The 20338-nt window shown below is 72.0% G+C and carries 24 protein-coding genes and 2 pseudogenes; 13 read left to right on the forward strand and 13 right to left on the reverse strand.

Features of this window, described 5'->3' with window-relative positions; translation table 11 throughout:
* Both F1721_RS09495 and F1721_RS09500 read right to left on the reverse strand, forming a co-directional pair.
* Positions 1–591: a glucose-6-phosphate isomerase family protein gene (locus F1721_RS09495; protein ID WP_150066224.1), complete on the reverse strand. Its 591-nt coding sequence runs from the start codon at positions 589–591 to the stop codon at positions 1–3.
* Between the two features lie 91 nt (positions 592–682).
* On the reverse strand, positions 683–1321 hold the full coding sequence (locus F1721_RS09500) for a bifunctional 4-hydroxy-2-oxoglutarate aldolase/2-dehydro-3-deoxy-phosphogluconate aldolase (protein ID WP_150066225.1): 639 nt from the start codon (positions 1319–1321) through the stop codon (positions 683–685).
* A gap of 132 nt (positions 1322–1453) precedes the next feature.
* On the opposite strand from F1721_RS09500, the gene F1721_RS09505 reads away from it, so the two are divergent.
* Positions 1454–2233 carry a GntR family transcriptional regulator gene (locus F1721_RS09505; RefSeq protein WP_150066226.1) on the forward strand — a complete coding sequence of 260 codons (780 nt, stop codon included), beginning with the start codon at positions 1454–1456 and terminating at the stop codon, positions 2231–2233.
* A gap of 127 nt (positions 2234–2360) precedes the next feature.
* Entirely contained in the window at positions 2361–3851 is a 1491-nt protein-coding gene (gene xylB / locus F1721_RS09510) for a xylulokinase (protein WP_150066227.1), read from the forward strand.
* 82 nt (positions 3852–3933) lie between these two features.
* Here xylB and F1721_RS09515 read toward each other — a convergent pair whose 3' ends face one another.
* From F1721_RS09515 to F1721_RS09525, 3 genes are all read right to left on the reverse strand, one after another.
* Complete coding sequence (locus F1721_RS09515; protein WP_170301420.1) at positions 3934–4293, reverse strand: DoxX family protein; 360 nt, start codon at positions 4291–4293, stop codon at positions 3934–3936.
* On the reverse strand, positions 4290–4892 hold the full coding sequence (locus F1721_RS09520) for a TetR/AcrR family transcriptional regulator (protein WP_150066228.1): 603 nt from the start codon (positions 4890–4892) through the stop codon (positions 4290–4292). Before F1721_RS09520 ends, F1721_RS09515 begins: the two co-directional genes overlap by 4 nt.
* Positions 4893–4954: 62 nt before the next feature.
* The gene (locus F1721_RS09525) at positions 4955–5740 is read right to left on the reverse strand and encodes a cytochrome c biogenesis CcdA family protein (protein ID WP_150066229.1); all 786 of its coding nucleotides are present in this window, start codon (positions 5738–5740) and stop codon (positions 4955–4957) included.
* Between the two features lie 136 nt (positions 5741–5876).
* Here F1721_RS09525 and F1721_RS09530 point away from each other — a divergent pair, with 136 nt between their 5' ends.
* Both F1721_RS09530 and F1721_RS09535 read left to right on the forward strand, forming a co-directional pair.
* Positions 5877–6236 carry a BlaI/MecI/CopY family transcriptional regulator gene (locus F1721_RS09530; RefSeq protein ID WP_150066230.1) on the forward strand — a complete coding sequence of 120 codons (360 nt, stop codon included), beginning with the start codon at positions 5877–5879 and terminating at the stop codon, positions 6234–6236.
* Positions 6233–7198: a M56 family metallopeptidase gene (locus tag F1721_RS09535; protein ID WP_150066231.1), complete on the forward strand. Its 966-nt coding sequence runs from the start codon at positions 6233–6235 to the stop codon at positions 7196–7198. The genes F1721_RS09530 and F1721_RS09535 overlap by 4 nt, the downstream gene beginning before the upstream one ends.
* Here F1721_RS09535 and F1721_RS09540 read toward each other — a convergent pair.
* Positions 7170–7436, reverse strand: coding sequence for a hypothetical protein (locus tag F1721_RS09540; RefSeq protein WP_150066232.1), 267 nt, complete (start codon positions 7434–7436; stop codon positions 7170–7172). The two genes, F1721_RS09535 and F1721_RS09540, sit on opposite strands and share 29 nt — an antisense overlap.
* Between F1721_RS09540 and F1721_RS34960 the strand changes: the two are divergent.
* Positions 7404–7619 (forward strand): annotated as a pseudogene (locus F1721_RS34960) (cation transporter dimerization domain-containing protein); the annotation flags it as partial. The gene F1721_RS09540 and the pseudogene F1721_RS34960 overlap by 33 nt on opposite strands.
* A gap of 18 nt (positions 7620–7637) precedes the next feature.
* Positions 7638–7925, forward strand: a pseudogene (locus F1721_RS34965) (methyltransferase family protein); the annotation flags it as partial.
* Here the strand turns inward: F1721_RS34965 and F1721_RS09550 are convergent.
* Positions 7882–8733 (reverse strand): M23 family metallopeptidase, encoded by an 852-nt coding sequence (locus tag F1721_RS09550; protein WP_246154593.1) that lies wholly within the window; start codon positions 8731–8733, stop codon positions 7882–7884. The pseudogene F1721_RS34965 and the gene F1721_RS09550 overlap by 44 nt on opposite strands.
* Before the next feature lie 358 nt (positions 8734–9091).
* Here F1721_RS09550 and F1721_RS09555 point away from each other — a divergent pair, with 358 nt between their 5' ends.
* The gene (locus tag F1721_RS09555; protein WP_150066233.1) at positions 9092–9754 is read left to right on the forward strand and encodes a DsbA family protein; all 663 of its coding nucleotides are present in this window, start codon (positions 9092–9094) and stop codon (positions 9752–9754) included.
* A 5-nt stretch (positions 9755–9759) separates the two neighbouring features.
* Here F1721_RS09555 and F1721_RS09560 read toward each other — a convergent pair whose 3' ends face one another.
* From F1721_RS09560 to F1721_RS09570, 3 genes are read right to left on the reverse strand one after another with little or no spacing between them, the layout of a single operon-like run.
* Positions 9760–10269: a 2'-5' RNA ligase family protein gene (locus F1721_RS09560; RefSeq protein WP_150066234.1), complete on the reverse strand. Its 510-nt coding sequence runs from the start codon at positions 10267–10269 to the stop codon at positions 9760–9762.
* A 9-nt stretch (positions 10270–10278) separates the two neighbouring features.
* On the reverse strand, positions 10279–11286 hold the full coding sequence (locus tag F1721_RS09565; protein ID WP_150066235.1) for a M56 family metallopeptidase: 1008 nt from the start codon (positions 11284–11286) through the stop codon (positions 10279–10281).
* Positions 11283–11642: a BlaI/MecI/CopY family transcriptional regulator gene (locus F1721_RS09570; RefSeq protein ID WP_150066236.1), complete on the reverse strand. Its 360-nt coding sequence runs from the start codon at positions 11640–11642 to the stop codon at positions 11283–11285. The genes F1721_RS09565 and F1721_RS09570 overlap by 4 nt, the downstream gene beginning before the upstream one ends.
* A 187-nt stretch (positions 11643–11829) precedes the next feature.
* Here F1721_RS09570 and F1721_RS09575 point away from each other — a divergent pair, with 187 nt between their 5' ends.
* Together F1721_RS09575 and F1721_RS09580 are read left to right on the forward strand one after the other, a co-directional pair.
* On the forward strand, positions 11830–12546 hold the full coding sequence (locus F1721_RS09575; protein ID WP_246154594.1) for a DsbA family protein: 717 nt from the start codon (positions 11830–11832) through the stop codon (positions 12544–12546).
* On the forward strand, positions 12543–13415 hold the full coding sequence (locus F1721_RS09580) for a cytochrome c biogenesis CcdA family protein (RefSeq protein WP_150066237.1): 873 nt from the start codon (positions 12543–12545) through the stop codon (positions 13413–13415). The genes F1721_RS09575 and F1721_RS09580 overlap by 4 nt, the downstream gene beginning before the upstream one ends.
* 69 nt (positions 13416–13484) lie before the next feature.
* On the opposite strand, the gene F1721_RS09585 is transcribed toward F1721_RS09580, so the two are convergent.
* Positions 13485–14234: an SGNH/GDSL hydrolase family protein gene (locus F1721_RS09585; protein ID WP_246154595.1), complete on the reverse strand. Its 750-nt coding sequence runs from the start codon at positions 14232–14234 to the stop codon at positions 13485–13487.
* Between the two features lie 111 nt (positions 14235–14345).
* On the opposite strand from F1721_RS09585, the gene F1721_RS09590 reads away from it, so the two are divergent.
* From F1721_RS09590 to F1721_RS09600, 3 genes are read left to right on the forward strand one after another with little or no spacing between them, the layout of a single operon-like run.
* Positions 14346–15020: a response regulator transcription factor gene (locus F1721_RS09590; RefSeq protein WP_150066239.1), complete on the forward strand. Its 675-nt coding sequence runs from the start codon at positions 14346–14348 to the stop codon at positions 15018–15020.
* Positions 15017–16429 carry a sensor histidine kinase gene (locus F1721_RS09595; RefSeq protein ID WP_150066240.1) on the forward strand — a complete coding sequence of 471 codons (1413 nt, stop codon included), beginning with the start codon at positions 15017–15019 and terminating at the stop codon, positions 16427–16429. The genes F1721_RS09590 and F1721_RS09595 overlap by 4 nt, the downstream gene beginning before the upstream one ends.
* The gene (locus F1721_RS09600; protein WP_150066241.1) at positions 16426–16899 is read left to right on the forward strand and encodes a hypothetical protein; all 474 of its coding nucleotides are present in this window, start codon (positions 16426–16428) and stop codon (positions 16897–16899) included. The genes F1721_RS09595 and F1721_RS09600 overlap by 4 nt, the downstream gene beginning before the upstream one ends.
* Here the strand turns inward: F1721_RS09600 and F1721_RS09605 are convergent, their stop codons facing one another.
* Positions 16900–18096 (reverse strand): acyltransferase family protein, encoded by a 1197-nt coding sequence (locus F1721_RS09605; protein ID WP_150066242.1) that lies wholly within the window; start codon positions 18094–18096, stop codon positions 16900–16902.
* 43 nt (positions 18097–18139) lie between these two features.
* Between F1721_RS09605 and F1721_RS09610 the strand changes: the two genes are divergently transcribed.
* Positions 18140–18640 (forward strand): AlbA family DNA-binding domain-containing protein, encoded by a 501-nt coding sequence (locus F1721_RS09610; RefSeq protein ID WP_281288749.1) that lies wholly within the window; start codon positions 18140–18142, stop codon positions 18638–18640.
* Between the two features lie 450 nt (positions 18641–19090).
* Here the strand turns inward: F1721_RS09610 and F1721_RS09615 are convergent, their stop codons facing one another.
* Positions 19091–20317 carry a PucR family transcriptional regulator gene (locus tag F1721_RS09615; RefSeq protein WP_150066244.1) on the reverse strand — a complete coding sequence of 409 codons (1227 nt, stop codon included), beginning with the start codon at positions 20315–20317 and terminating at the stop codon, positions 19091–19093.
* Positions 20318–20338: the final 21 nt, after the last annotated feature.

Genomic DNA, 20338 nt, shown 5'->3' on the forward strand with positions numbered 1-20338 from the left:
TCAGCCCGCGACGGGCTCGGCCTGGAACGGGGCGAACCGCGGTTCGCCCGCACCGCGCAGCACGCGCCACCCCATGCCGTGCTCGAGCACCCAGCCGTAGTCGTGCCCGGCGTCGCCCGGGTACACCGCGAGGAACCGGTACGGCTCGTCGCCGGTGTTGACGCTGCGGTGCGCCCAGCCCGGCGGGATGTAGCCGATGACGCCCGGCGCCATCGGGATCCACTTCGGCGTCGTGCCGTCGAACAGCAGCAGGCCGCCGGTGCCGGACAGCCCGAGGTAGATCTCGCCCTGCGGGTTCGGGTGCTGGTGCCCCTTGGTCATGTGGAACTCGCCGCCGACCGCGCCGGGGTGGATCGTGGTGATCGACTGCGGCAGCTCACCGGGCGCCTCCGGCACCGGGGAGGACGCGACCTCGTAGACGACCGGGTCGGCCTCGTCGCGAGCCGCCCGCCAGGCCGCGGTGTCGGCGAACAGGCCCTCCAGGTCGGACATGCGGCGGCTCAGCACCGGACCGCTCGGGGTCATGCCGCCGGTGGGCGGCTGGAAGGTGATCGACATCGGGTCGATCGGGGGAACGGCGAACTCCGGCACGGAACTTCCTCCTCGGTCTGAGAGCGGGGTTAACTGTCGTCCTGTAATGACAGGATGTCAAGAGTTGTCTCTCGGGGGACGTCGCCGCGGATCAGGCGACGGCTTCCCGGTGCGCGAGCGCGAACTTCCGCGCGACAGCGCGGATCTCGTCCCAGTCACCGGCGAGCATCGCGACCTTCGGGCAGAGCTCGCCGCCAGCGCCGACGGCCACCGCCCCGGCCGCGATCCAGTCGCCGATGTTGTCCGGGGCCACGCCGCCGGTCGGCATCATCGGGATGTCCGGGAACGGACCGCGCAGCGCCTTCAGGTAGGCCGGTCCGACCAGCGAGGCCGGGAAGATCTTGACCGCGTGCGCGCCGAGCCGGTGCGCGGCCATGACCTCGCTCGGCGTCATGGCACCGAGCAGCACGTCCGCCCCGGTGCCGACCATGGCCCGCGCGACGTCCGGATCAGTGCCGGGGCTGACCAGGAACTGCGCTCCGGCGGCCGCGGCCTCCGCCGCCTGCTCGGCGGTGCGGATCGTGCCCGCGCCGAGGTGGATCGCATCGCCGTGGGCCCGGCGGAGCTCGCCGATCGCGGTCGGCGCGTCCGGCGTGCTGTAGGTGATCTCGATACCGGTGACACCCCCGTCGATGAGCGCTTCGGACGCGCGCACCGCGACGTCGGCGGACGGCGCGCGCAGGACGGCGATCACCCCGGTTCGGCGCAGGCGGTCGAGCTGTTCGTGCATGCGGATTCTCCCGATCACTGGACGGTGCGGACGGCGCAACGTGCACGCCGGAGCAGCAATGTAATCCTGTCCGTACAGGTTGCCAAGAGTCGCATCCAGCTCGGGAGGTGATTCCTGATATCCTCTCATGACATGGTGACACGTATCGACCGCTCGTCCCCGCTGCCGTTCTACTACCAGCTCAAGCAGATCGTGATCGGCGACATCAAGCGGCGCGGCATGTCACCCGGCGACCGGCTGCCCGGCGACCACGAGCTGTGCGAGACCTACGACGTCTCCCGCACCGTGGTGCGGCAGGCGCTGTCCGACCTGGAAGCCGAAGGCGTGGTCGAGCGCGTCAAGGGCCGCGGCACCTTCGTCGCGAAGCCGAAGATCGCCGAAGGGCTCGTCCAGTCCCTCACCGGCCTGTACGCCGACGTGGCCGCGCGCGGATCGTCGCTGCGCAGCGACGTGCGGCGGATGGAGGTCGTGCCCGCCGACGAGCAGGTCGCCGCGGAGCTGGACCTCGAGCCGGGCACCCCGGTGATCGCCATCGAGCGCCTGCGGTTCGTCGACGACGAGCCCTGGGTGTTCACCGTGACCCACCTGCCGCACCACATCGCCCCCGGCCTGGAGGACGAGGACCTCTCGACCCAGTCGCTGTACACCCTGCTGGAGCAGAACTACGGCGTCCGGCTCAAGCGCGGCAGGCGGTCGGTCGAGGCGGCCAAGGCGGGCGCCGAGCTGGCCGCCGACCTCGGCATCCCGGAGGGCGACCCGGTCCTGCTGCTGCGCAACACCAGCTTCGGCGCCGACGACCGGCCGGTGGAGATCTTCGTGGCGTTCCACCGCGGTGACCGCAGCCGGTTCGACGTCGACCTGGAGAGCTCGGCGAACACCGGCCCGAACACCCTGATGCGGGTCACCGACTAGACCCTGAACCGTTACAGCGCTTTCCCCGCGGCCGAGTTCTTGACTTCCTGTCATGACAGGACGACATTAAGAGCTCGTTCGACACGACCACCCGGCGACGCCGCCGGGTTCGCGGGAGGTAAGCGGCGTGATCATCGCGCATGACCTGGGCACCACGGGGAACAAGGCGTCGCTGCACGCGACCGACGGAACCCTCGTGGCCGCGGTGACCACGCGCTACGGCACCGACTTCCGCGCTGGCGGGATCGCCGAGCAGGACCCGCACGCGTGGTGGCGCGCGGTGTGCGAGGCGACCGCCGCGCTGCTCTCCCGCACCGGCACCCGGCCCGCCGAGGTCCGGGCCGTCGGGTTCAGCGGTCAGATGATGGGCGCGGTGCTGCTCGACGCGCAGCACCGCCCGATCCGCCCGGCCCTGATCTGGGCGGACCACCGCAGCGGCGAGCAGGCCGACCAGCTCAACGCGAAGCTGGGTCCGCACGAGGCGTACCGGCTGCTCGGCCACCGCGCGCACCCGACGTACTCGCTGTCGAAGGTGATGTGGGTCCGCGACCACGAACCGGAGAACTTCGCGCGGGTGGCGCACGTCTGCCTGGCCAAGGACTACGTCGTGCACCGGCTCACCGGCGTCCTGCGCACCGACCCGTCGGACGCCTCCAGCACCAACGCCTACGACCAGCACGCCGGGGACTGGTCCGAGACCGTGCTCGACGCCGCGCAGCTGGACCGCTCGCTCTTCCCGCCGATCGTCGCCTCAGCCACCTGCGTGGGCGAGGTCCGGGCCGCGATCGCCGAGGAGATCGGGCTGCCCGCGGGCACTCCCGTCGTGCTCGGCGGCGGGGACGGCCCGCTGGCCGCGCTGGGCGCGGGCATCATCGATCCCGAGGACGGCGCCTACACCTATCTGGGTTCGTCGTCGTGGGTGTCGATGTCCGCGGCCCGGCCGCTGCACGATCCGCAGCTGCGCACGATGACCTTCGACCACGTGGTGCCCGGCCGGTACGTCCCGACCGCGACCATGCAGGCCGGTGGGGCGTCGCTGGAGTGGATCACCGGAGTGCTCCGGCCCGACCCCGGCGAGGAGGACCGCTTCGCCCGGTTGCTCGCCGAGGCCACCGACGCCGACACCAGCGGTCTGTTCTTCCTCCCCCACCTGCTCGGCGAGCGCTCGCCGCACTGGAACTCCGCGGCGCGCGGCGCCTTCGTCGGCCTGTCCCGCCACCACGGCCAGGCCCACCTGGCCCGGGCCGTGCTGGAGGGCGTGGCGTTCAACCTGGCCACCTGCATCCAGGCGTTCCGCGAAGCGGGCCACCCGGTCACCCGCGTCGACGCGATCGGCGGCGGCGCGGCCAGCGACCTGTGGTTGCAGGTGCTGGCCGACGTCTGGGGCGCCACCGTTCGCCGCCGCAGCATCGTGGAGGAGGCCAACAGCCTCGGGGCGGCGGTGACCGCCGCCGTGGGGAGCGGCCTCCTCGACGACTTCCGCGCCGCGCGCGATCTGTCCACTGTGGAAGTGGAGTTCGCCCCGGACCCGGGCCGCCACGACGACTACACCCGCCGCCACGCCGATTTCCGCGACGCCTACGCGAGCTTGGAGCCCTGGTTCGAGCGGCAGCGGTAGCCGACGCAGCGCCGAAATCCCTTTTCCCAGCGGCAGGTCTTCGTCGTGGACAGGTCCACAGTGGCCAGACCGCGAACCTCGGCTACACCGCGTGGGAGAACACCAGGACGGCCGTGGAGAAGGTCAGCATTCCCAGGCAGTTGAGCCAGAACTCCTGGCCGAGGAAGCGCACTCGGACGTGGGCGTACGCCGCGCAGACGAAGTAGGCGATGACCGCCGCGTTGGTGGCCAGCGCGATGCCCGGGTACCGCAGGCCGACCAGCAGGCCCGCCGCCGCCAGGAGCTTGATCACGACGAGGGTCCACCACCACTCGCGCGGCAGCCGGACCCCTTCGAGGCACCGCTGGATGAAGCCCGGCGGCTTCAGCGACATCGCGGCGTCGCCGAGCAGCACGAGCGCCAGCAGCGCCGTGGGCCACCAGACGTGGGGCAATCCGTTCATGCCTCTCCCCCTCCTCGGGCGATCGCGAATCCGATCACCTCGCGCAGTTGGTCGACCGCGTCCGGCTCCCGGACGGTTCCGTGCGCGATGTTCATGAGAATGCCCAGGTACGCGAAGTAGACGACCCGCGCGCCGCGATCGGCGTCGGCTTCGGCCAGGCCCGCCCGCCCGAGGGCTCCGGCGAGTTCGGCGATCAGGGAATCCGCGAGCTCCCGGAAGATCTCGGACTCGTGCACACCGCGCACGACGATCGCCGCGTACTCGCGGGAGAGCTCCTCGTCGAGCATGAAGTACCTGATGAACGGCTCGATCAGGGCCATGACGCCGTCCACCCCGGACCCCGCGGAAGCCGGGGGTCCGCCGTCCGCCCGCTCGCGGTGCACGGCCTCGATCCAGATGTCGAAGATCGCGACGAGCAGCGCGTCCTTGTCGCCGACCGACATCACCGTCCCGGTGCTGACCCCCGCCTCGGCGGCGATCTTCCGGATCGTCGTCGCCCCGAACCCCTGCTCGCGGAACAGGCGCTCGGCCGCGGCCAGCACCTTCTGCCTGGTCTCCGCGCGCTTCTCCGCTCGTGACTGAACATGTTCACTGAACACGTTCAGGACACTAGCGCGCGGTCCGGCCGAGCACAACCACCACGAGCGCGCTCGATCACCGATCAGATCGGGAGCGTGAATCCCGCGATGGGGCCGCGCATCCAGTTGATGAGCTCACCCCACAGCCCGGTCACCAGGGCCAGGCCGATGACGATGAGGAAGACGCCGCCGACCTGCTGCACCCGGCGGACGTTCCTGCGCAACCAGTCGGCCGCCCGGACCGCCCAGCGCAGGCCGAGCGCCAGCACCACGAACGGCAGCCCGAGCCCCAGGCAGTAGGCCAGCACGAGCAGGAACCCGCGCCAGACCGCAGGACCGACGTCCGTTCCGCTGGCCACCGCGATCACACCGGTCAGCGTCGGGCCGAGGCACGGCGTCCACCCGAGACCGTAGACGGCCCCCAGCAGCGGAGCGCCCCACAGGCCGTCGCTGCGCGGGGTGTGCCGCAGCTTCCAGCCGAACTGCAGTGGCGGGATGAAGCCGAGGAAGACCAGTCCCATCACGACGGTGACGATCCCGCCGATCCGCTGCAGCAGCAGTTCGTTGGCCAGCACCGCGTCCGAGAAGCCGAGGACGGTGACCGTCGCGGCGGCGAACACGACGGTGAAGCCGAGCACGAACAGCAGCGCCGCACCGGCCACCCGCCACCGGCCCGCCGGAGGGTGCGCCTCGCGCTCGGCGAGGTCGGCCGGCGGCGCCTGCGCGCCCACCAGGCCCGCGAGGTAGGCGAGATATCCCGGCACCAGCGGGATGGCGCACGGCGAGGCGAACGAGACCGCACCGGCCAGCACGGCGAGCAGCGCCGCCAGCAGCAGCGGCCCGGAGATCGCGAGATCCGTCAGGTCCACAGCAGAACTCCCGCCTCCTGGTCCGGCATTCAACTACTAGTCACGATAGTAAATCGCGGTGCGCGTCACCCCGGAACCGCCTCCCCTGGCCAGTTCCGCGAACCCGGTATCCTCAGCCCCGGGAACGGGAGGTGGCATGCAGGGCCTGGGAGAGCTCGAGAACGGCGTGATGGACGTGCTGTGGACGTCCGATTCGCCGATGACCGTTCGCGAAGTCCTCGCGAAGCTCAACGAAACGCGCGATCTCGCTTACACGACCGTGATGACGGTGCTGGACAACCTCCACCGCAAGGGCTGGGTGAACCGCGAGCTGCAGAACCGCGCCTACCTTTACACCCCTGCCGAGAGCCGGGAGGAGGCGGCGGCGCGGGTGCTGCGCGAGCTGCTCGACTCCAGCGGTGACCCCGAAGCCGTCCTGCTCCACTTCGCGCAGTCCGCCTCGGACGACGAGACGGCCGCCCTGCGGCGCGGGCTGCGCCGACGGCCCAAGCGATGATCCTGGCCGTCGCACTGCTGCTCGGCGTGGCGGTCGTCGCCGGGTGCGCGCCCGCCGTGCTGAACCGGATGCTGCACCGGCGGGTGGATCCGCAGCTCGTCCTGATGACGTGGGGAGCGCTGGTCGCCACCACGTTCATCACCGTGACCGCGGCGCTGACGATCGCCGTGCTGCCCGCCCACGACCCCGCGCCGCTGCTCGTCCAGCTGCTCCACCACTGCTGGACCGCCCTGCAGCACGGTTCCGCGCCCCAGGTGCACCTGGCCGCCGGTCTCCTGCTGCTCACCGCGGTCGCGGGCCTGTCGTCCCGGGTGAGCATCGGGTTGCTGCGGCACGCCCGGCACCAGCGCCGCGAACACCGCCGCCACCTGGAGCTGCTGCGCATCGCCGCGCGCCCCGAGTCCGGCGCGTTCCCGATCATGTGGCTGCCCCACCCCGAACCGATGGCCTACAGCGTGGCCGGGACCCCGGGTTTCGTGGTCGCCACCGACGGGGTCCGGGACCACCTCGGCGCCGATGCCGCCGCGGTGCTCGAGCACGAGCGCGCGCACCTGCGCGGACGCCACCACCTCCTGGTCGGGCTGGCCGAGGCGCTGTCCCGCTCGGCGTCGTGGATTCCGCTGATGCGGCGGTCCCCGGAACTGGTGCGCACCGCCGTCGAGCTGGCCGCCGACCGCTCCGCCGCGCACCAGCACGGCCCGAGCGCGGTGCGTTCGGCGCTGCTGCGAATGACCGGTGGGCGCGGCGGTGCGATGCCGTCGCACGCGCTGGGCATGGCCAACAGCGCCGTCGCCCTCCGGCTGCACCACCTCAACGGCCTCCGGACGGCACCGGGCCGGGCCAAGCGGGCGCTGGCCTCCGGCATGGTCGGGTTGACCGCGGCGACGCTGCCGACGCTCGCGGGCATCGCGCTGCTGCCCGTGCTGGCGATGGTCACCTGCCCGTTCGCGTTCGGCTTCTGAGCACCAGACCGATCAGCCCCAGCGCCGGCAGCGCCCGCTCCGGGACGCTGCCGAGGCGGGTCGCCAACGTGGTGCCCGTTCGCAGCGGCACCTGTTCGACGAACGATTCGGCGGTGAACTGCCCCGTCGTGCGGACGAGCGCGCCGTCGGGCCGGACGATCGCGCTGACGCCGCTGGTGGACGCCACGACGACGGCGCGGTCGTGCTCGACGGCGTGCAGGAGGCCCACGACCTGCACGTCTGGATCCTCACCTCCGGGATGGAGGTCGCCTCGGCCCACCTGAAGGTCGACCGCGACGCCGATCCGTCGGCGGTCCTGGTGACCGCGCAGCGCCTGCTCGCCGAGAAGTACCAGCTCGAACACGCGACCCTGCAGATCGAGACGGCGGAAGCGGCCACCCGCTGCCCCCAGCTCAGCTGGGGCACGAGCCTGGTCACGACCGGTTCCTTCGGCCTGGTGCGCAACCCGATCTTCACCGCGATGATCGCAGCCGTGGCCGGGTTGAGCCTGATGGTCCCGAACTGGTTGCAGCTGCTCGGTTTCGCGTGCCTGGTGGCCGCGGTCGAGATCCAGGTCCGCTTGGTCGAGGAGCCGCACCTCGCGCGAATCCACGGCGCCGCCTACGCAGCCTACGCAGCCCGCGTGGGCAGGTTCCTCCCCGGAATCGGTCGTGCGGCAGTAGTCAGGGCCGGGCGCCGTTGTTCCGCAGCCACGTCAGCGGGTTGATCTTGCGGCTGGCGGCGTCCCAGACCTCGAAGTGCAGGTGCGGCCCGGTCGACTGGCCGCGGTTGCCGACCTCGGCGATCACCTCGCCCGCTTCGACGCGTTCGCCCTTGGTCACCAGGGCGCGGTTGATGTGGCCGTAGACGGTGGTCGTGCCGTCCTCGTGGCGCAGCCGGACCCACAGCCCGAACCCGCTGGCCGGGCCCGCTTCGACCACGGTGCCCCGCTTGACCGCCCGGATCGGGGTGCCGATCCGGTTGGCGATGTCCAGGCCGTAGTGCGTCGTTCCCCAGCGCGCACCGGGTTTCGAGGTGATCCGCCCCTGCACCGGCCAGACGACGCGGTTGCGGAGCGCCTCGCGCTCGGCCTCCTCGCGCTTGCGCGCCGCTTCGGCTTCCGCCGCCGCGCGCTCCTCTTCGAGGCGGATGCTCTTGCCGAGCCCCGCAAGCTCGTCGTGCCCGTCGGACGCCGACTGCGCGGGCAGCAGGTTGGGCCGAGCCGGTTGCTCCGGCGACCCGTCGGCCACGGCGTGGGCGATCGAGGCGATCGGCGTGATGGTGCCGAGCTCGCCCCCTTCGAGGTGCTCGGCGGCGTGCGCCTCGTGCGTCGTCACCACGCTGGCCGCGGCGATCGCACCGCCCATGACGCCCAGCATCGTCACGTACGCGCGGACCACACCTGACGGCCGTACACCGGGACGCCGCTCGTCGAGGAGGCGTTCTTCCGGGTCTTCCTGCAGGCGTCCCCGCGGTGCGGAGCGCTCCGCGAGGATGGATGCGGGGGTACCACCGCTCGCCCGATCGTGTCGCACGTGCCACCTTTCAGCTCATCGTCGCGCCCCCTCCTGGCGACCCACCGCCAACGCGCGCCGCGCCCGGCGCCCGCAGTCCACCCGAACGGCCCCCGAATCCGTCACCGACAGCGACCTGCGGAAGGTCGCGGCAAGATTACGGCACCACTCCAGCCATGTCTACTAGGTCTTCTAGTACGCCTCTTGATCGTTCTACTTGATCCACAGAGGACGGTCTGCCGAGATGTTCCCCCACCTGCCGTGGAATTCCGGATCCGACCACCCCGTCGCCGGACACCACCGCTGATCTACTATCAGGCTTAGTGCGCTCGGCGGCGCCGCCGAGCAAGAGATCTGCACGCACGAGCAAGGGCGGTCGATGAGCAGGAACCTCCAGCTGACCCTCGTCGTCATCGGAGTCGCGGTGGTGGCGATCCTCGCGCTGCTGCTCCTGAACCGACCCGCCGATCCGGAGGCGGCCGCACCGGCCACCCCGGGGCCGCTCCCCGCCGAACTGCTGGTCCGGGAGGACAGCCACCACCTCTCCACCGCCGCGGACGGCGAGGTCACCCTGGTGGAGTTCCTCGACTTCGAGTGCGAAGCGTGCGGAGCGGTGTACCCGGCGATGGAGCAGCTGCGCGCGGACTACGGCGGGCGCATCAACTACGTCGTCCGCTACTTCCCGGTGCCGAGCCACCGGAACGCCGACCTGGCGGCCCGAGCCGCCGAGGCGGCCGCCGCCCAGGGGAAGTTCGAGCAGATGTACCGGGCGCTCTTCGACAACCAGCGGGCGTGGGGCGAGAAGCAGGAGTCCCAGGAAGCGGTTTTCCTCGGCTACGCCCGCGACATCGGGCTGGACGTGGCGCGCTTCCAAGCCGACCTGAACAGCCCGGAGACCGCCGCGCGGGTCCGGAAGGACTGGAACGACGGGCTGGCCGTCGGGGTCGACGGAACCCCCACCTTCTTCCTGAACGGCACCAGGTTCACCCCGAACTCCTACCAGGACCTCACCGACGCCATCGACGCCGCGCTGGCGGAGTAGCCCGATCAGCCGGTGAGCTCGAACCGCCGGTGCACCTGCCACCCGCCGCGGAAGACGAGGAGCCAGACCTCGCGCAGCTCCGCGCGGATCGGCGCGAACCGCGGGACGATCTCGCGCTCCACCGCTTCCGCCACCTGCTCCGCGGTGTTCAGCGCCACGGTCACGTGCGCGTCGACCTCGGTGCCGAACCGGCCGCCGTACGGGAGCACGTCCGGCCACCGGCGGCGGAGCTCGCCGATCAGCGCGGACAACCCGTCGGCCGGGTCGGGCAGCAGGGCGGCGAACCCGCCCGCCCGGCGGCACTCGGCGAACTCCACCCGCAGCGGTGGTCGCCCCGCGAACACCTCGGCCAGGTCGGCGACCACCTGATCGTCGACCGGGACGAACGGGTACAGCAACGTCACGTGCGCGGGCAGCGGTCGCACCGCGTCCGGGAACCGCGCCGCCACCGCGGCCAGCAGCGGATCGACCTCCGGCACCGGCACCACCAGCGCCGTCACACCTTCTTCGGGCATGCGCCCGTTCTACAGGTGCGCGGATTCCGCGATGCTCGGGCGTCCGGAGCAGATCGGGGTCGGGTCGGCCGTGGCGCAGGGGACGAGCACCGCGGCCGCCGCGACGAGCGCGAGCGCGGGCAGGCTCAGCGCTGCGACGATCCGCCAGCGCGCCGCGCGCACCGCAGCCCGCGGTTGGAGGAGGCGCTTGACCCGCTCCGGCACACCCGAGCTCGCCGCGGCCAGCGCCATCTTCGGCACCGGAGCCGCCGACTTGCGACCGCTCGTGGCCATCACCGCCAGAGCCCGGGCCACCGCCCGGTTCCCGTGCCGACGACCCGCCCGGTCGTCGGCGGCCCACTCGACGAGGCGGGCCACCTCCTGCGACGCCGCCTTCAACAGCGGCACGAAGGGGAACGCGCGGGCGAGGATCGCCACCCACCCCAGCACGAGGTGGTGCTTCCCGCGCAGGTGAGCGATCTCGTGCGCCATGACGGCATCCCGCTCGGCCGGGACCAGGCGCTGCAGCGCACCCGTGGTGAGCACGACGGTGGAGCTGCGCCCGGGCACGCAGTACGCGGCGAGCTGCTCGGCCTCCACCACGGCCACGCGGACCCCGTCGCGCACGACCGCGGGCGAGGACCAGCGCAAGGCCTGCCGGTGCAGCTCGCGGTGCCGCCGGGTCCGCCGGACGTGACGTGCGGCGACGGCCACCAGCCGCACGATCACCACGGCGGACCCGAGCAGCGCGATCGCGGCGGGCGCGTCGGCGAAGCTGCGCACGCCGAGGATCGTCAGCAACGCGCGCAGGCAGGCGTGCAGCAGACCGGCGAGACCGTACCCGCCGGACAGCTGCGCCATCGCGGCGAGACCGGCGCTGATCACCGCCAGGACCCACGAGGTGGCCAGCGCGGTCCAGAGGACCAGCCCCAGCCGGGGCGCCGCGGACTGCCAGCGCTGCCAGGCCCGGATCAGCCGGGGTCCCAGCACCGCCAGCGCCGCGACGTAGGCGAACAGCGCGACGAGCAGCGGTGTCATCGTTCCTCCGACTCCTCGGCGAGCAGCTCCCGCAGCATCGCGGCTTCCTCGTCGGTGATCTCGTCGACGAACTTGAGGAACGTCGCGCGCGGGCTGTTGCTGGACGCGAGCGCCTCCCGCATCAGCAGCGCGGCGTGCTCGCTGGCCTGCAGGCAGGGGCGGTAGAACCAGACCCGGCCGACCCGCTCGCGGTCGACCCACTGCTTGCGGTGCAGGTTCTCCAGCACGGTCGCGACCGTGGTGTAGGCCAGCCCGCGGTCGCGGAGACCCTCCAGCACCTCCCGCACGCTCAGCGGCTCCGCTGCTTCCCACAGGCGGTCCATCACGGCCGACTCGAGCGGCCCCAGGCTGCGCATCGGAACTCCCCTCTCCGGTCGGCAGGGTAGGTCATCGGCATCCCGCCGAACGCACCGGCGCGGCCCGCCGAGTCCGGCACCCGCGGCCTCGATCCACCTCGCCGGGGGTGTCGCGAGCGCGACCGCGCCACCCTCCTACTATGCATCATAAGAATTCTACTAAGTTGATTAGAAGAGGTGGTTCGCAGTGGTGACCTCGAAGGGCTCACCAGCGCTCCGGTGGGGGCTCGCGGTGGTGCTCGTGGTCGTCGTCGGGGCGTTGGCGTGGGGCGCGTTCGGCGGTGGACGGGCTCCCGAGCAGGCCCAGCAGCCGACCGCGGCGCAGCAGCAGGACGACGAGGTCACCACGATGTTGAAGTCGCTGCAGCGGCGCCAGCCCGACGACCCGTTCGCGATGGGGCGCACCGACGCGCCGGTGGTCATGATCATGTACGAGGACTACCGCTGCCCGTTCTGCTCGAAGTTCACCTCCGACGTCAAGCCGGAGCTGATCGAGCGGTACGTGGACACCGGGGTCCTGCGCCTCGAGTGGCGCGACTTCCCGATCTTCGGCGAGGAGTCGGTGGCGGTCGCCAAGGCCGCCCGCGCCGCCGCCCGCCAGGGCCTGTTCTGGGAGTTCCACAACGCCGCGTACGCGCGCGGCAACGGCGGCGACAAGCCGTCGTTCCCCGAGGAGACGATCCAGGAGCTGGCCCGCGAGGTGGGCGTGCCGGACATCGCGAAGTTCAACGCCGACCGCGACGACCCGGCGATCGTGCAGGAGATCCAGACCGACGCCTTCGAGGGGCAGTCGCTCGGCGTGTCCAGCACCCCGTCGTTCATCATCAACACCCAACCGGTGCTGGGCGCCCAGCCGCTGGACCAGTTCATCGCGGTGATCGAGGCGGAACGGGCCAAGGCATGACCATCGGCTACTTCGGCGCGTTCCTCGGCGGGGTGCTGTCGCTGCTCAGCCCGTGCTCGGCGATGCTGGTACCGGCGTTCTTCGCCTACGCCTTCGCCGACCGGATCCGGCTGCTGCTGCGCACCGGCATCTTCTACCTCGGCCTGGCCACCACCCTGGTCCCGATGGGCGTGGCCGCGGGCTCGGTCGGCGCGCTGTTCAACGAGCACCGCGACCTCGTGGTGCTGATCGGCGGATCGCTGATGATCCTGCTCGGCCTCGGCCAGATCCTCGGGTTCGGCTTCGGCTCCTCGGCGGCGCAGCGGCTGAGCGGGCGGATCAAGATCTCCTCCTCGCTGTCGGTGTACCTGCTGGGCACCGTGTACGGGCTGGCCGGTTTCTGCGCCGGTCCCCTGCTCGGCAGCGTCCTGACCATGGCCATGACCGGTTCCAGCCCGGTCTACGGCGGCATCCTGCTGGCCATCTACGCGCTGGGCATGGCGGTGCCGCTGTTCGCGATCGCGGCCCTGTGGGACCGCTTCGACCTCGGTCGGCGCCGGTGGCTGCGCGGCCGCGAGCTCGAGCTCGGCCCGCTCCGCGTGCACAGCACCACGCTGCTGTCCGGCCTGGTCTTCATCGCCCTCGGCGTGCTGTTCCTCACCACCGACGGAACCGGTTCGCTCAGCGGGATCGTCAGCATCGACGCGCAGTTCACCGTCCAGGCCTGGGTCCAGCACGCCTCGGCGCTCGTCTCGGACCAGCTGGTGCTGCTCGTGGTCCTGCTGGTGGGCCTCCCGCTGGCGCTGCTCGCCTTCCGGAAACTGGGTCGTGGCGAGGAAAGCACCGAGGAAGCGGAGTCCGCACGCCCCTCGGACACGACGGCCGACTGACCGCCGGGACCTGCGGTGTTGCCCGGGCCTGCAGCGGGGTTGCTGCGGGCCCGGGCCATCGCAACGCGGTCAGCAGCCCTTGAAGTGGTCGTCCGCCGCCCAGCCGGTGTTGGCCCAGGTTCGCGCTTCCGCGGGGGTGAAGCCCGGGAAGCGGTCGGCGAGCCGGGCGAGCAGCCAGTTGGTGAAGCGGGCCGCACCTTGCGGGCAGGTGTGGATGCCATCCGCGCTGCGGTCGGCCACGCCGTCCCGGACCTGCTGGTACGTGCTGCCCCACACCTCGCCCGCGTCGAGCACCTCGGCCCGGCCGGACGACCCCGCCGCGACCGCTCGGGCCACCTCGGGAGCGCGTTCCAGGTCTGCCATGTGCGGTGCGTAGAAGTCGTCGGGCTCGATCGGCGGCGTGGTGACGAAGAGCAGCTGCGCACCGACCCCGGTCACCGTGGTCAGCAGCTTGTCGTAGGCGGCCTGCTGCTCCTGCTGGCTTCCCCAGTCGTAGGAGGTGAGCTGGTAGACCACCACGGTCGGTTCGGCAGCGGCGAGCTGTTCGGGCAGCTCCTCCCAGTGCTCGTCGGAGAACGGTCCGACGACGTTCCCGCCGCCATCGGCGGCGAGCGACTGGAACTCGACACCGCTGGCCTCGAACGCCGCCGCCATCGGCAGCGCCTCGCCCACCGCCACGGAGTCACCGAGGAGGACCACTTTGGACAGTCCGCCGCCCCGCCCGGCGGGTGCGCCGGTGGTGGCGGGATCGCCGGAGCAGGCGGCGGTCAGCAGCAGGAGGCCCGTCAGACCCAGCACGAAACTTCGCGTCTTGCTCATGGGTCCGACGATGCCGACCGCGTGTCCCGGCACCTCCGCCGCCATGTCGCGGTTGTGTCGCAGGACCCCGGCGGCGCGGCCGATCCGCGCGGAATTGTCGATAATGGACCGGTGGCGTCGATTCTGCTGATCGAAGACGACCCCCTGGTCCGGCGCGGGCTGCAGCTCGCGCTGCGCAGGCACGGTCACGACGTCCGCACCGCGGACACCGGCGAGGACGGGCTGCGCGAGTTCGACTCGTCCCCGCCCGACCTGGTGGTGCTCGACCTGATGCTGCCGGTGATCGACGGCTTCGAGGTGTGCCGCCGCATCCGCGCCGCCGGTGAGGTGCCGGTGATCATGCTGACGGCGCGCGGTGACGACTTCGACGTCGTCACCGGCCTGGAGGCGGGTGCGGACGACTACGTCGTCAAACCGGTGCAGCCCACCGTGCTCGACGCGCGCATCCGCGCGGTCCTCCGCCGCAGCACCAGCACCTCCGACGGGGTGCGGGTCCACCGCGACCTCCGCATCGACACCTCGTCGCTGACCGTGTCGCTGCGCGGCGAACCGGTGCTGCTGACGCCGACCGAGCTGCGGCTGCTGCTGACCCTCTCGCGGGCGCCCGGCCGGGTGTTCAGCAGGCAGCAGCTGCTGGAGGAGGTGTGGGAGCACGACTACCTCGGGGACTCCCGGCTGGTCGACAACTGCGTGCAGCGGCTGCGGGCGAAGATCGAGACCAGCCCGGCGTCGCCGGTGTACGTGCAGACCGCGCGCGGGTTCGGCTACCGGTTCGGGCCGGTATGACCTGGCGGCCGGGGCCGCGCGGGCTGCGCGGTCGGCTGCTGGCGGCCTTCGTGCTGGTCACCGTGCTCGGGGCCGCCGCGGCGGCCTGGTCGAGCGCCGGATCGGCGAGCGCCGCGCTGGTCACCTCGGCGCAGCAGCGGCACACCGAGACCGTCGTCGGCCAGATCACCCCGATCGCGCCCCAGCTGACCTACCCGCCGGACCAGGGCGCGCTGGACCGGCTGCGGGCGGCCGTCGGCGCGAACTCGCTGGTGGTCTACCAGGACCTGCGGTCCGCCGACGGCGCCGGGGCCGAGCTGATCACCGACGAGCTGCGCACCGCCGTGCGCACCCGGAACCGCCTGGTCACGCAGCGGATCACCGCCCGCGACCGGCCGTGGCTGCTGGTCGGCACACCCGTCGTGATCACCGCACCGGACGGCACCCGGACCCCGTCCGGCGTCGAGGTGTACTCCGCGCGCGACCTGACCGGGGTCGACCAGGAGATCGACGACCTCGTCCGGCACTCGGTGATCACCGCGGCGCTCGCGGTGCCGCTGGCGGTGCTGCTCGCGCTGCTGGCCGCGCGCAGCGTGCTGCGCCCGGTGCGCGAGCTCCGCGACACCGCGCGGCGGCTGGCCGACGGTGATCTCGACGCGCGGACACCGCCCCAGGGCGCCGACGAGCTGGCCGAGCTGACCGCGACGATCAACGAGATGGCCGAGTCGGTGCAGACGTCGATGGCGGCGATGCGGCGGATGCAGGCCGACGCCAGGAGGTTCGCCGCCGACGTCTCCCACGAGCTGCGCACCCCGCTGAGCACGCTGACGGCGGTGGTGGAGGTGCTGGCGACCACCGCCGACGGGATGGAGGACGACGCCCGGGAGTCCGCGCAGCTGGCGATCACCGAAACCCGCCGCCTGGTCCGGTTGGTGGAGGACCTGATGGAGGTCTCCCGCTTCGACGCGGGCACCGCGCAGCTGCGGGTCGAGGAGGTCGACCTGGTCGGCGCCGTGCGGGACTGCCTGCGCGCCCGCGGCTGGCTGGACCGGGTCGAGCTGGACGCGCCCGCGGAGGTCGTGCTGCGGCTGGACCGCCGCAGGTTGGACGTCATCGTGGCCAATCTGGTCGGGAACGCGCTGCGGCACGGCGAACCACCGGTGCGGGTTCGCATCTCGGCGTCGGACGAGCAGGTGCGGATCGAGGTCACCGACCGCGGGCCAGGCCTGCCCGAGGACCTGCTGCCGCACGTGTTCGACCGCTTCTTCAAGGCCGACGCCGCGCGCGCCCGCACCCCGGGCAGCGGGCTGGGGCTCGCGATCGCGCGGGAGAACGCCCGCCTGCACGGCGGCGACCTCACCGCGGGCAACGCCGAGGGCGGCGGTGCGCGGTTCGTGCTGCGGCTGCCGCGAGATCAGGAGGACCTGTGAAGCGGATCTGGTTGGTGGTGGCGGTCCTGCTGCTCGCCGGTTGCGGCGTCCAGCCCTCCGGCGTCGCCGACGGCGGCGAAGCCCCGACCGGGGTGGCACCCGGGGTGACGCTGTACTTCGTCGACGACCGGGGCGAGCTCCGCCCGGCCCTGCGGCAGACCGAGCGGCTGGGCACGATCTCCGAGGCGTTGTCGTTGCTGCTGACGGGCCCCGGCGTCTCGAAGCTGCACACGGAGATCGCCCAGACCGGGGTGACGCGGGTCGTGGTGATCACCACGCCGGGCGTGATCCAGCTCAACGTGCCGCTCACGATCGACGAGGTGACCCCGCGCGGCATCGACCAGATCGTGTGCACGGCGCTGGGCGTCCACGTGCAGAGCGGCGGATCGCGGAGCACCGAGGTGCAGGTCCGCTTCGTCCAGCCCACCCCGGCGTCCGACGAGCGGCGGACCTGCCCGCTGATCAGGTGATCACCCCAGCTTGGTGAGGTCGATGGTGGTCGACGCCGGAGCGGGCAGCGCCACCCACAGCACCGCGAGACCGACCATGAGCCCGGCGAACGCGACCGCTCCGCGCCATCCCCGAGCCCACCCGGCGCGGTACCGGATCGGGTCCTCGACCAGGTACTTCGACAACGCGGCCAGGCCGATCGACACCGCGCACACCACCGCGGTCCGGGACCACTGATCCGCCAGGTGCGGCCCGAGCAGCACGATGACGGGCCAGTGCCACAGGTAGAGGCTGTAGGAGATCAGCCCCAGCCAGCGCAGCGGCCGCCACGCCAGGACCTTGGCGACCGGCGTGCTCGGTGCCTGCGCGCACAACCTGATCAGCAGTGCGGCAGCCAACGAGTGCGCGAAGAGCCCGCCGGTGAACAGCCACCACGAATCCACCCCGTCGACCAGGAACCACGTCGCGCCGATCCCGACCGCCAGCAGCGCCGTCACCGCGCCCGCAGCTCGGCCGACCGCGCGGGCCAGCGCGGCCTGCACCGGTGGAGCGGCGACCACTGCCCCCAGCAGCAGCGAGAACGCCCTGGTGTCGGTGCCGGTGTAGACCCGGGTCGGGTCGGCGGGATCGGCGAGCACGATCATCAGCCCGAGCGAGACGACCGAGACCGAGGCCGCGACCACCGCGACGCCGCGGCCGCCCCACCGGGCGACGACCAGCACCAGCACCGGCCACACCAGGTAGAACTGCTCCTCGACGGCGATGCTCCACAGGTGCTCGAAGACCCGGTCCGGCCCGAACCGGTCCCAGTAGCTGGCCGATTCCGCGAGCAGGTGCCAGTTGACCAGGTTCAGCTGCACCCACGGGCCGTCCGCGAGCGTCGTCCGCACCACGTCCGGCTGCCCCACCGCCCAGACGACCAGCGCGACCCCCACCAGCACCACCGCCAGCGCGGGCAGCAGCCGCCGGACCCGCCGCCCCCAGAAGGCGACCAGCGACACCGACCCGGTCGCCGCGATCTCCCGCAGCAGCAGATCGGTGATGAGGTACCCGGACAGCGCGAAGAACAGGTCCACCCCGAGGAACCCGCCGGACAGGTGCCCGGTGTGGAACAGCAGCACCCCGAGGATCGAAACACCCCGCAACCCGTCCAACGCGGACAGGTGCGCCCTCCTCCCGGTCGCGCCAACAGCTTTGATCGGCTGAACGTGCGTCATGCCGCCGAATCTGCCGCCCCCGTGTGGGCGAACCGTCCACGCCATGTCCCGATCCCGTCGCAACCGGCACGGCGGATCTCACCGCGGGGGACGGCGCCGAGCTCGACCGGGTCGTCAGGGCGAACTTCACCAACCCCTACTGGACGATCTCCTTGCCGAGTTCAAGACGACGGCGCGCAGGAACATGGGCACCGGCGAGGTCGCCCCGAAGAAGGCTCACGCCATCGTCAGGACCGTGTGCGGTCTCCTCAACGCTGAAGGCGGCACGCTGCTGATCGGCGTGGGTGACTCCGGCGACGTCGTCGGGGGCGAGGAGGACATGGCGACGTTGGGCAAGGGGAACGGGGACGCGTACGAGCTGGTGCTCGACTCGAACCTGTCGTCGCCGACTGCGGCAACAGTTCGGATCAACTTCCACCAGGTCCGGGGCCGGGTGGTGTGCGAGCTGATCGTCGCCCCGTCGAGCCAACCGGTGTTCGCGAACCCGCCGACGGGAGAAGGCCCGGGCAGCTCCGACTTCTGGGTTCTGGCGAGGACGTGGTGAAGTACCGGAAGGCCGCTGGGGCTGACGCCGGAGCTCGGGGGTTCAGGCGCCTGCGACGACGTCGGCCGAGATGACGCCCGTGGAGCGGAGGACGCGTGCCGTCCTCCGCGTGCCCCAGGGACCGCGGTCCGAGACCTTGGTGACCGCGACCGGGTACGTTCGTCCACCCCTGGCGGGCGCCGGTGCGCATTCGTCACGGGACACGACGTGTTCAGGCACGATCTCCACCTCGAAAACAGCGCGAGCAGCTGGGCACGGAAAAGCGGGATGCCGATGCGCAACAATTGTGGCGCATGGGGTTCGGATTGTTCTCACCGGGTCTCACGACCGCGTGACACGCAGGTCAGCGACACCGCGAAATTGATCTCCATTCCGATCCGCACCGCCGAGTCGCAATGCCGATCAGCTGCGAAGACGATTCCGGCAATGATCATCCGCAGGAGATCGAATTCAGGTTTCGCGGCCGGGCGGGGTGCGGGCGATGAGGGCTGCTCGCAGGTGCGTCGCGTCGGTGGGGTCCGCCGGGTTGAGGCCGGTGAGCTCGGCGACCTTGCGCATCCGGTAGTCGACGGTGTTCGGGTGGACGTGCAGGCGGCGGGCGGTGCGGCGGCGGTTCAGGCCGTTGCCGAGGTGGGTGCGCAGGGTTTCCAGCAGGTCGGGCTCGTCCTCGATCGCGCGGAGCTTTCCCACCAACACGTCGCGGGCCGGGCCGGGGCGGGTGAGCTGGTAGTCCAGCGCGAGGTCGTCGAGCGTGTACACGCCCGGCGGGCGCCCGGCCACCGCGATCCGGCGCAGTTCGTGCGCGGTGCGCGCGGCCTCCGGGATCTCGGCGACGGGCGCCGAAACCACCCCCACCGTCACGTCCGCGCCCGCCGCCGCTCCCGAGGCCAGGACCAGGTCGTGGATGCGCAGATCCGGGTCGCGGGCCAGCAGCACCACCCCGCCGTACCCGTTGAGCCGCGCCAGCAGCGGTTGCGGTGACCGGCGTTCCAGCTCCGCGCGGAACCGGCGGAGCTTGCGCCACCGGACCACGTCGGCGTTGGTGCCCGGGGCGGACTCGTCCGGGTGCGCGGCGATCTCCATGTCGAGCACCGCGTAGCCGTCGGCCGGGCGGATGCCCAGCCGGGCCGCCGCGTCGACCGGGTCGCTCCCGGTCAGCAGCGCCGACAGCAGGTCCTGCTTCGCCGCGTGCTCGTCGGCCAGGAAGACGTCCCGCTCCTGGAAGTACGCGGAGGAGACCACCGAGGTGATCTCGCGCAGGTAGCGGAGCACGAGCTCCACGACCCCGATCAAGGTGTCCACGTCCTCGGGTCGCGCCTGCCCGCTGAAGTGCTCCCACGCCACCCGCACCCCCACGTTGTGCGCGTTGAGCACCGCCTCGATCGGCACGCCCTCCTCGGCCCGGTGCAGGACGTCCTCGCGCAGGTCTGCCAACGACTTCGGGTCGGGACCGCCGCCGTGGCGCAGCATCCGCACCACCATCGCCATGCCCCGCTCGATGATCCGGGTGATGTCGCCGCGCAGTTCCTCCTCGGGCAGCTCGGCGTACGCGGGCAGCTCGGCGACCACCCGGTCGAGCACCGCGGGCACCAGCTCGGGTGCGGCGGCGGCCAGCACTCGGTCGAGCGGCTCGCCGCGCCAGCGCAGCTCGCGCGGGACCGCGTTGGGTTCGATCACAACGATGACCTCCCAAGACTG

Origin of the sequence: Saccharopolyspora hirsuta, assembly GCF_008630535.1 — a bacterium.
GTDB lineage: Bacteria > Actinomycetota > Actinomycetes > Mycobacteriales > Pseudonocardiaceae > Saccharopolyspora > Saccharopolyspora hirsuta.

What these genes read in the sequence shown, in the direction of transcription:
- F1721_RS09570 (WP_150066236.1), bottom strand. Translation starts at nt 11,642, where the DNA reads ATGCGCAGCCTGGGGCCGCTCGAGTCGGCCGTGATGGACCGCCTGTGG.
- F1721_RS09515 (WP_170301420.1), bottom strand. Translation starts at nt 4,293, where the DNA reads ATGAACGGATTGCCCCACGTCTGGTGGCCCACGGCGCTGCTGGCGCTC.
- F1721_RS09535 (WP_150066231.1), top strand. Translation starts at nt 6,233, where the DNA reads ATGATCCTGGCCGTCGCACTGCTGCTCGGCGTGGCGGTCGTCGCCGGG.
- F1721_RS09605 (WP_150066242.1), bottom strand. Translation starts at nt 18,096, where the DNA reads ATGACGCACGTTCAGCCGATCAAAGCTGTTGGCGCGACCGGGAGGAGG.
- F1721_RS09555 (WP_150066233.1), top strand. Translation starts at nt 9,092, where the DNA reads ATGAGCAGGAACCTCCAGCTGACCCTCGTCGTCATCGGAGTCGCGGTG.
- F1721_RS09580 (WP_150066237.1), top strand. Translation starts at nt 12,543, where the DNA reads ATGACCATCGGCTACTTCGGCGCGTTCCTCGGCGGGGTGCTGTCGCTG.
- F1721_RS09530 (WP_150066230.1), top strand. Translation starts at nt 5,877, where the DNA reads ATGCAGGGCCTGGGAGAGCTCGAGAACGGCGTGATGGACGTGCTGTGG.
- F1721_RS09505 (WP_150066226.1), top strand. Translation starts at nt 1,454, where the DNA reads ATGGTGACACGTATCGACCGCTCGTCCCCGCTGCCGTTCTACTACCAG.
- F1721_RS09500 (WP_150066225.1), bottom strand. Translation starts at nt 1,321, where the DNA reads ATGCACGAACAGCTCGACCGCCTGCGCCGAACCGGGGTGATCGCCGTC.
- F1721_RS09610 (WP_281288749.1), top strand. Translation starts at nt 18,140, where the DNA reads ATGTCCCGATCCCGTCGCAACCGGCACGGCGGATCTCACCGCGGGGGA.
- F1721_RS09560 (WP_150066234.1), bottom strand. Translation starts at nt 10,269, where the DNA reads ATGCCCGAAGAAGGTGTGACGGCGCTGGTGGTGCCGGTGCCGGAGGTC.
- F1721_RS09595 (WP_150066240.1), top strand. Translation starts at nt 15,017, where the DNA reads ATGACCTGGCGGCCGGGGCCGCGCGGGCTGCGCGGTCGGCTGCTGGCG.
- F1721_RS09565 (WP_150066235.1), bottom strand. Translation starts at nt 11,286, where the DNA reads ATGACACCGCTGCTCGTCGCGCTGTTCGCCTACGTCGCGGCGCTGGCG.
- F1721_RS09585 (WP_246154595.1), bottom strand. Translation starts at nt 14,234, where the DNA reads ATGAGCAAGACGCGAAGTTTCGTGCTGGGTCTGACGGGCCTCCTGCTG.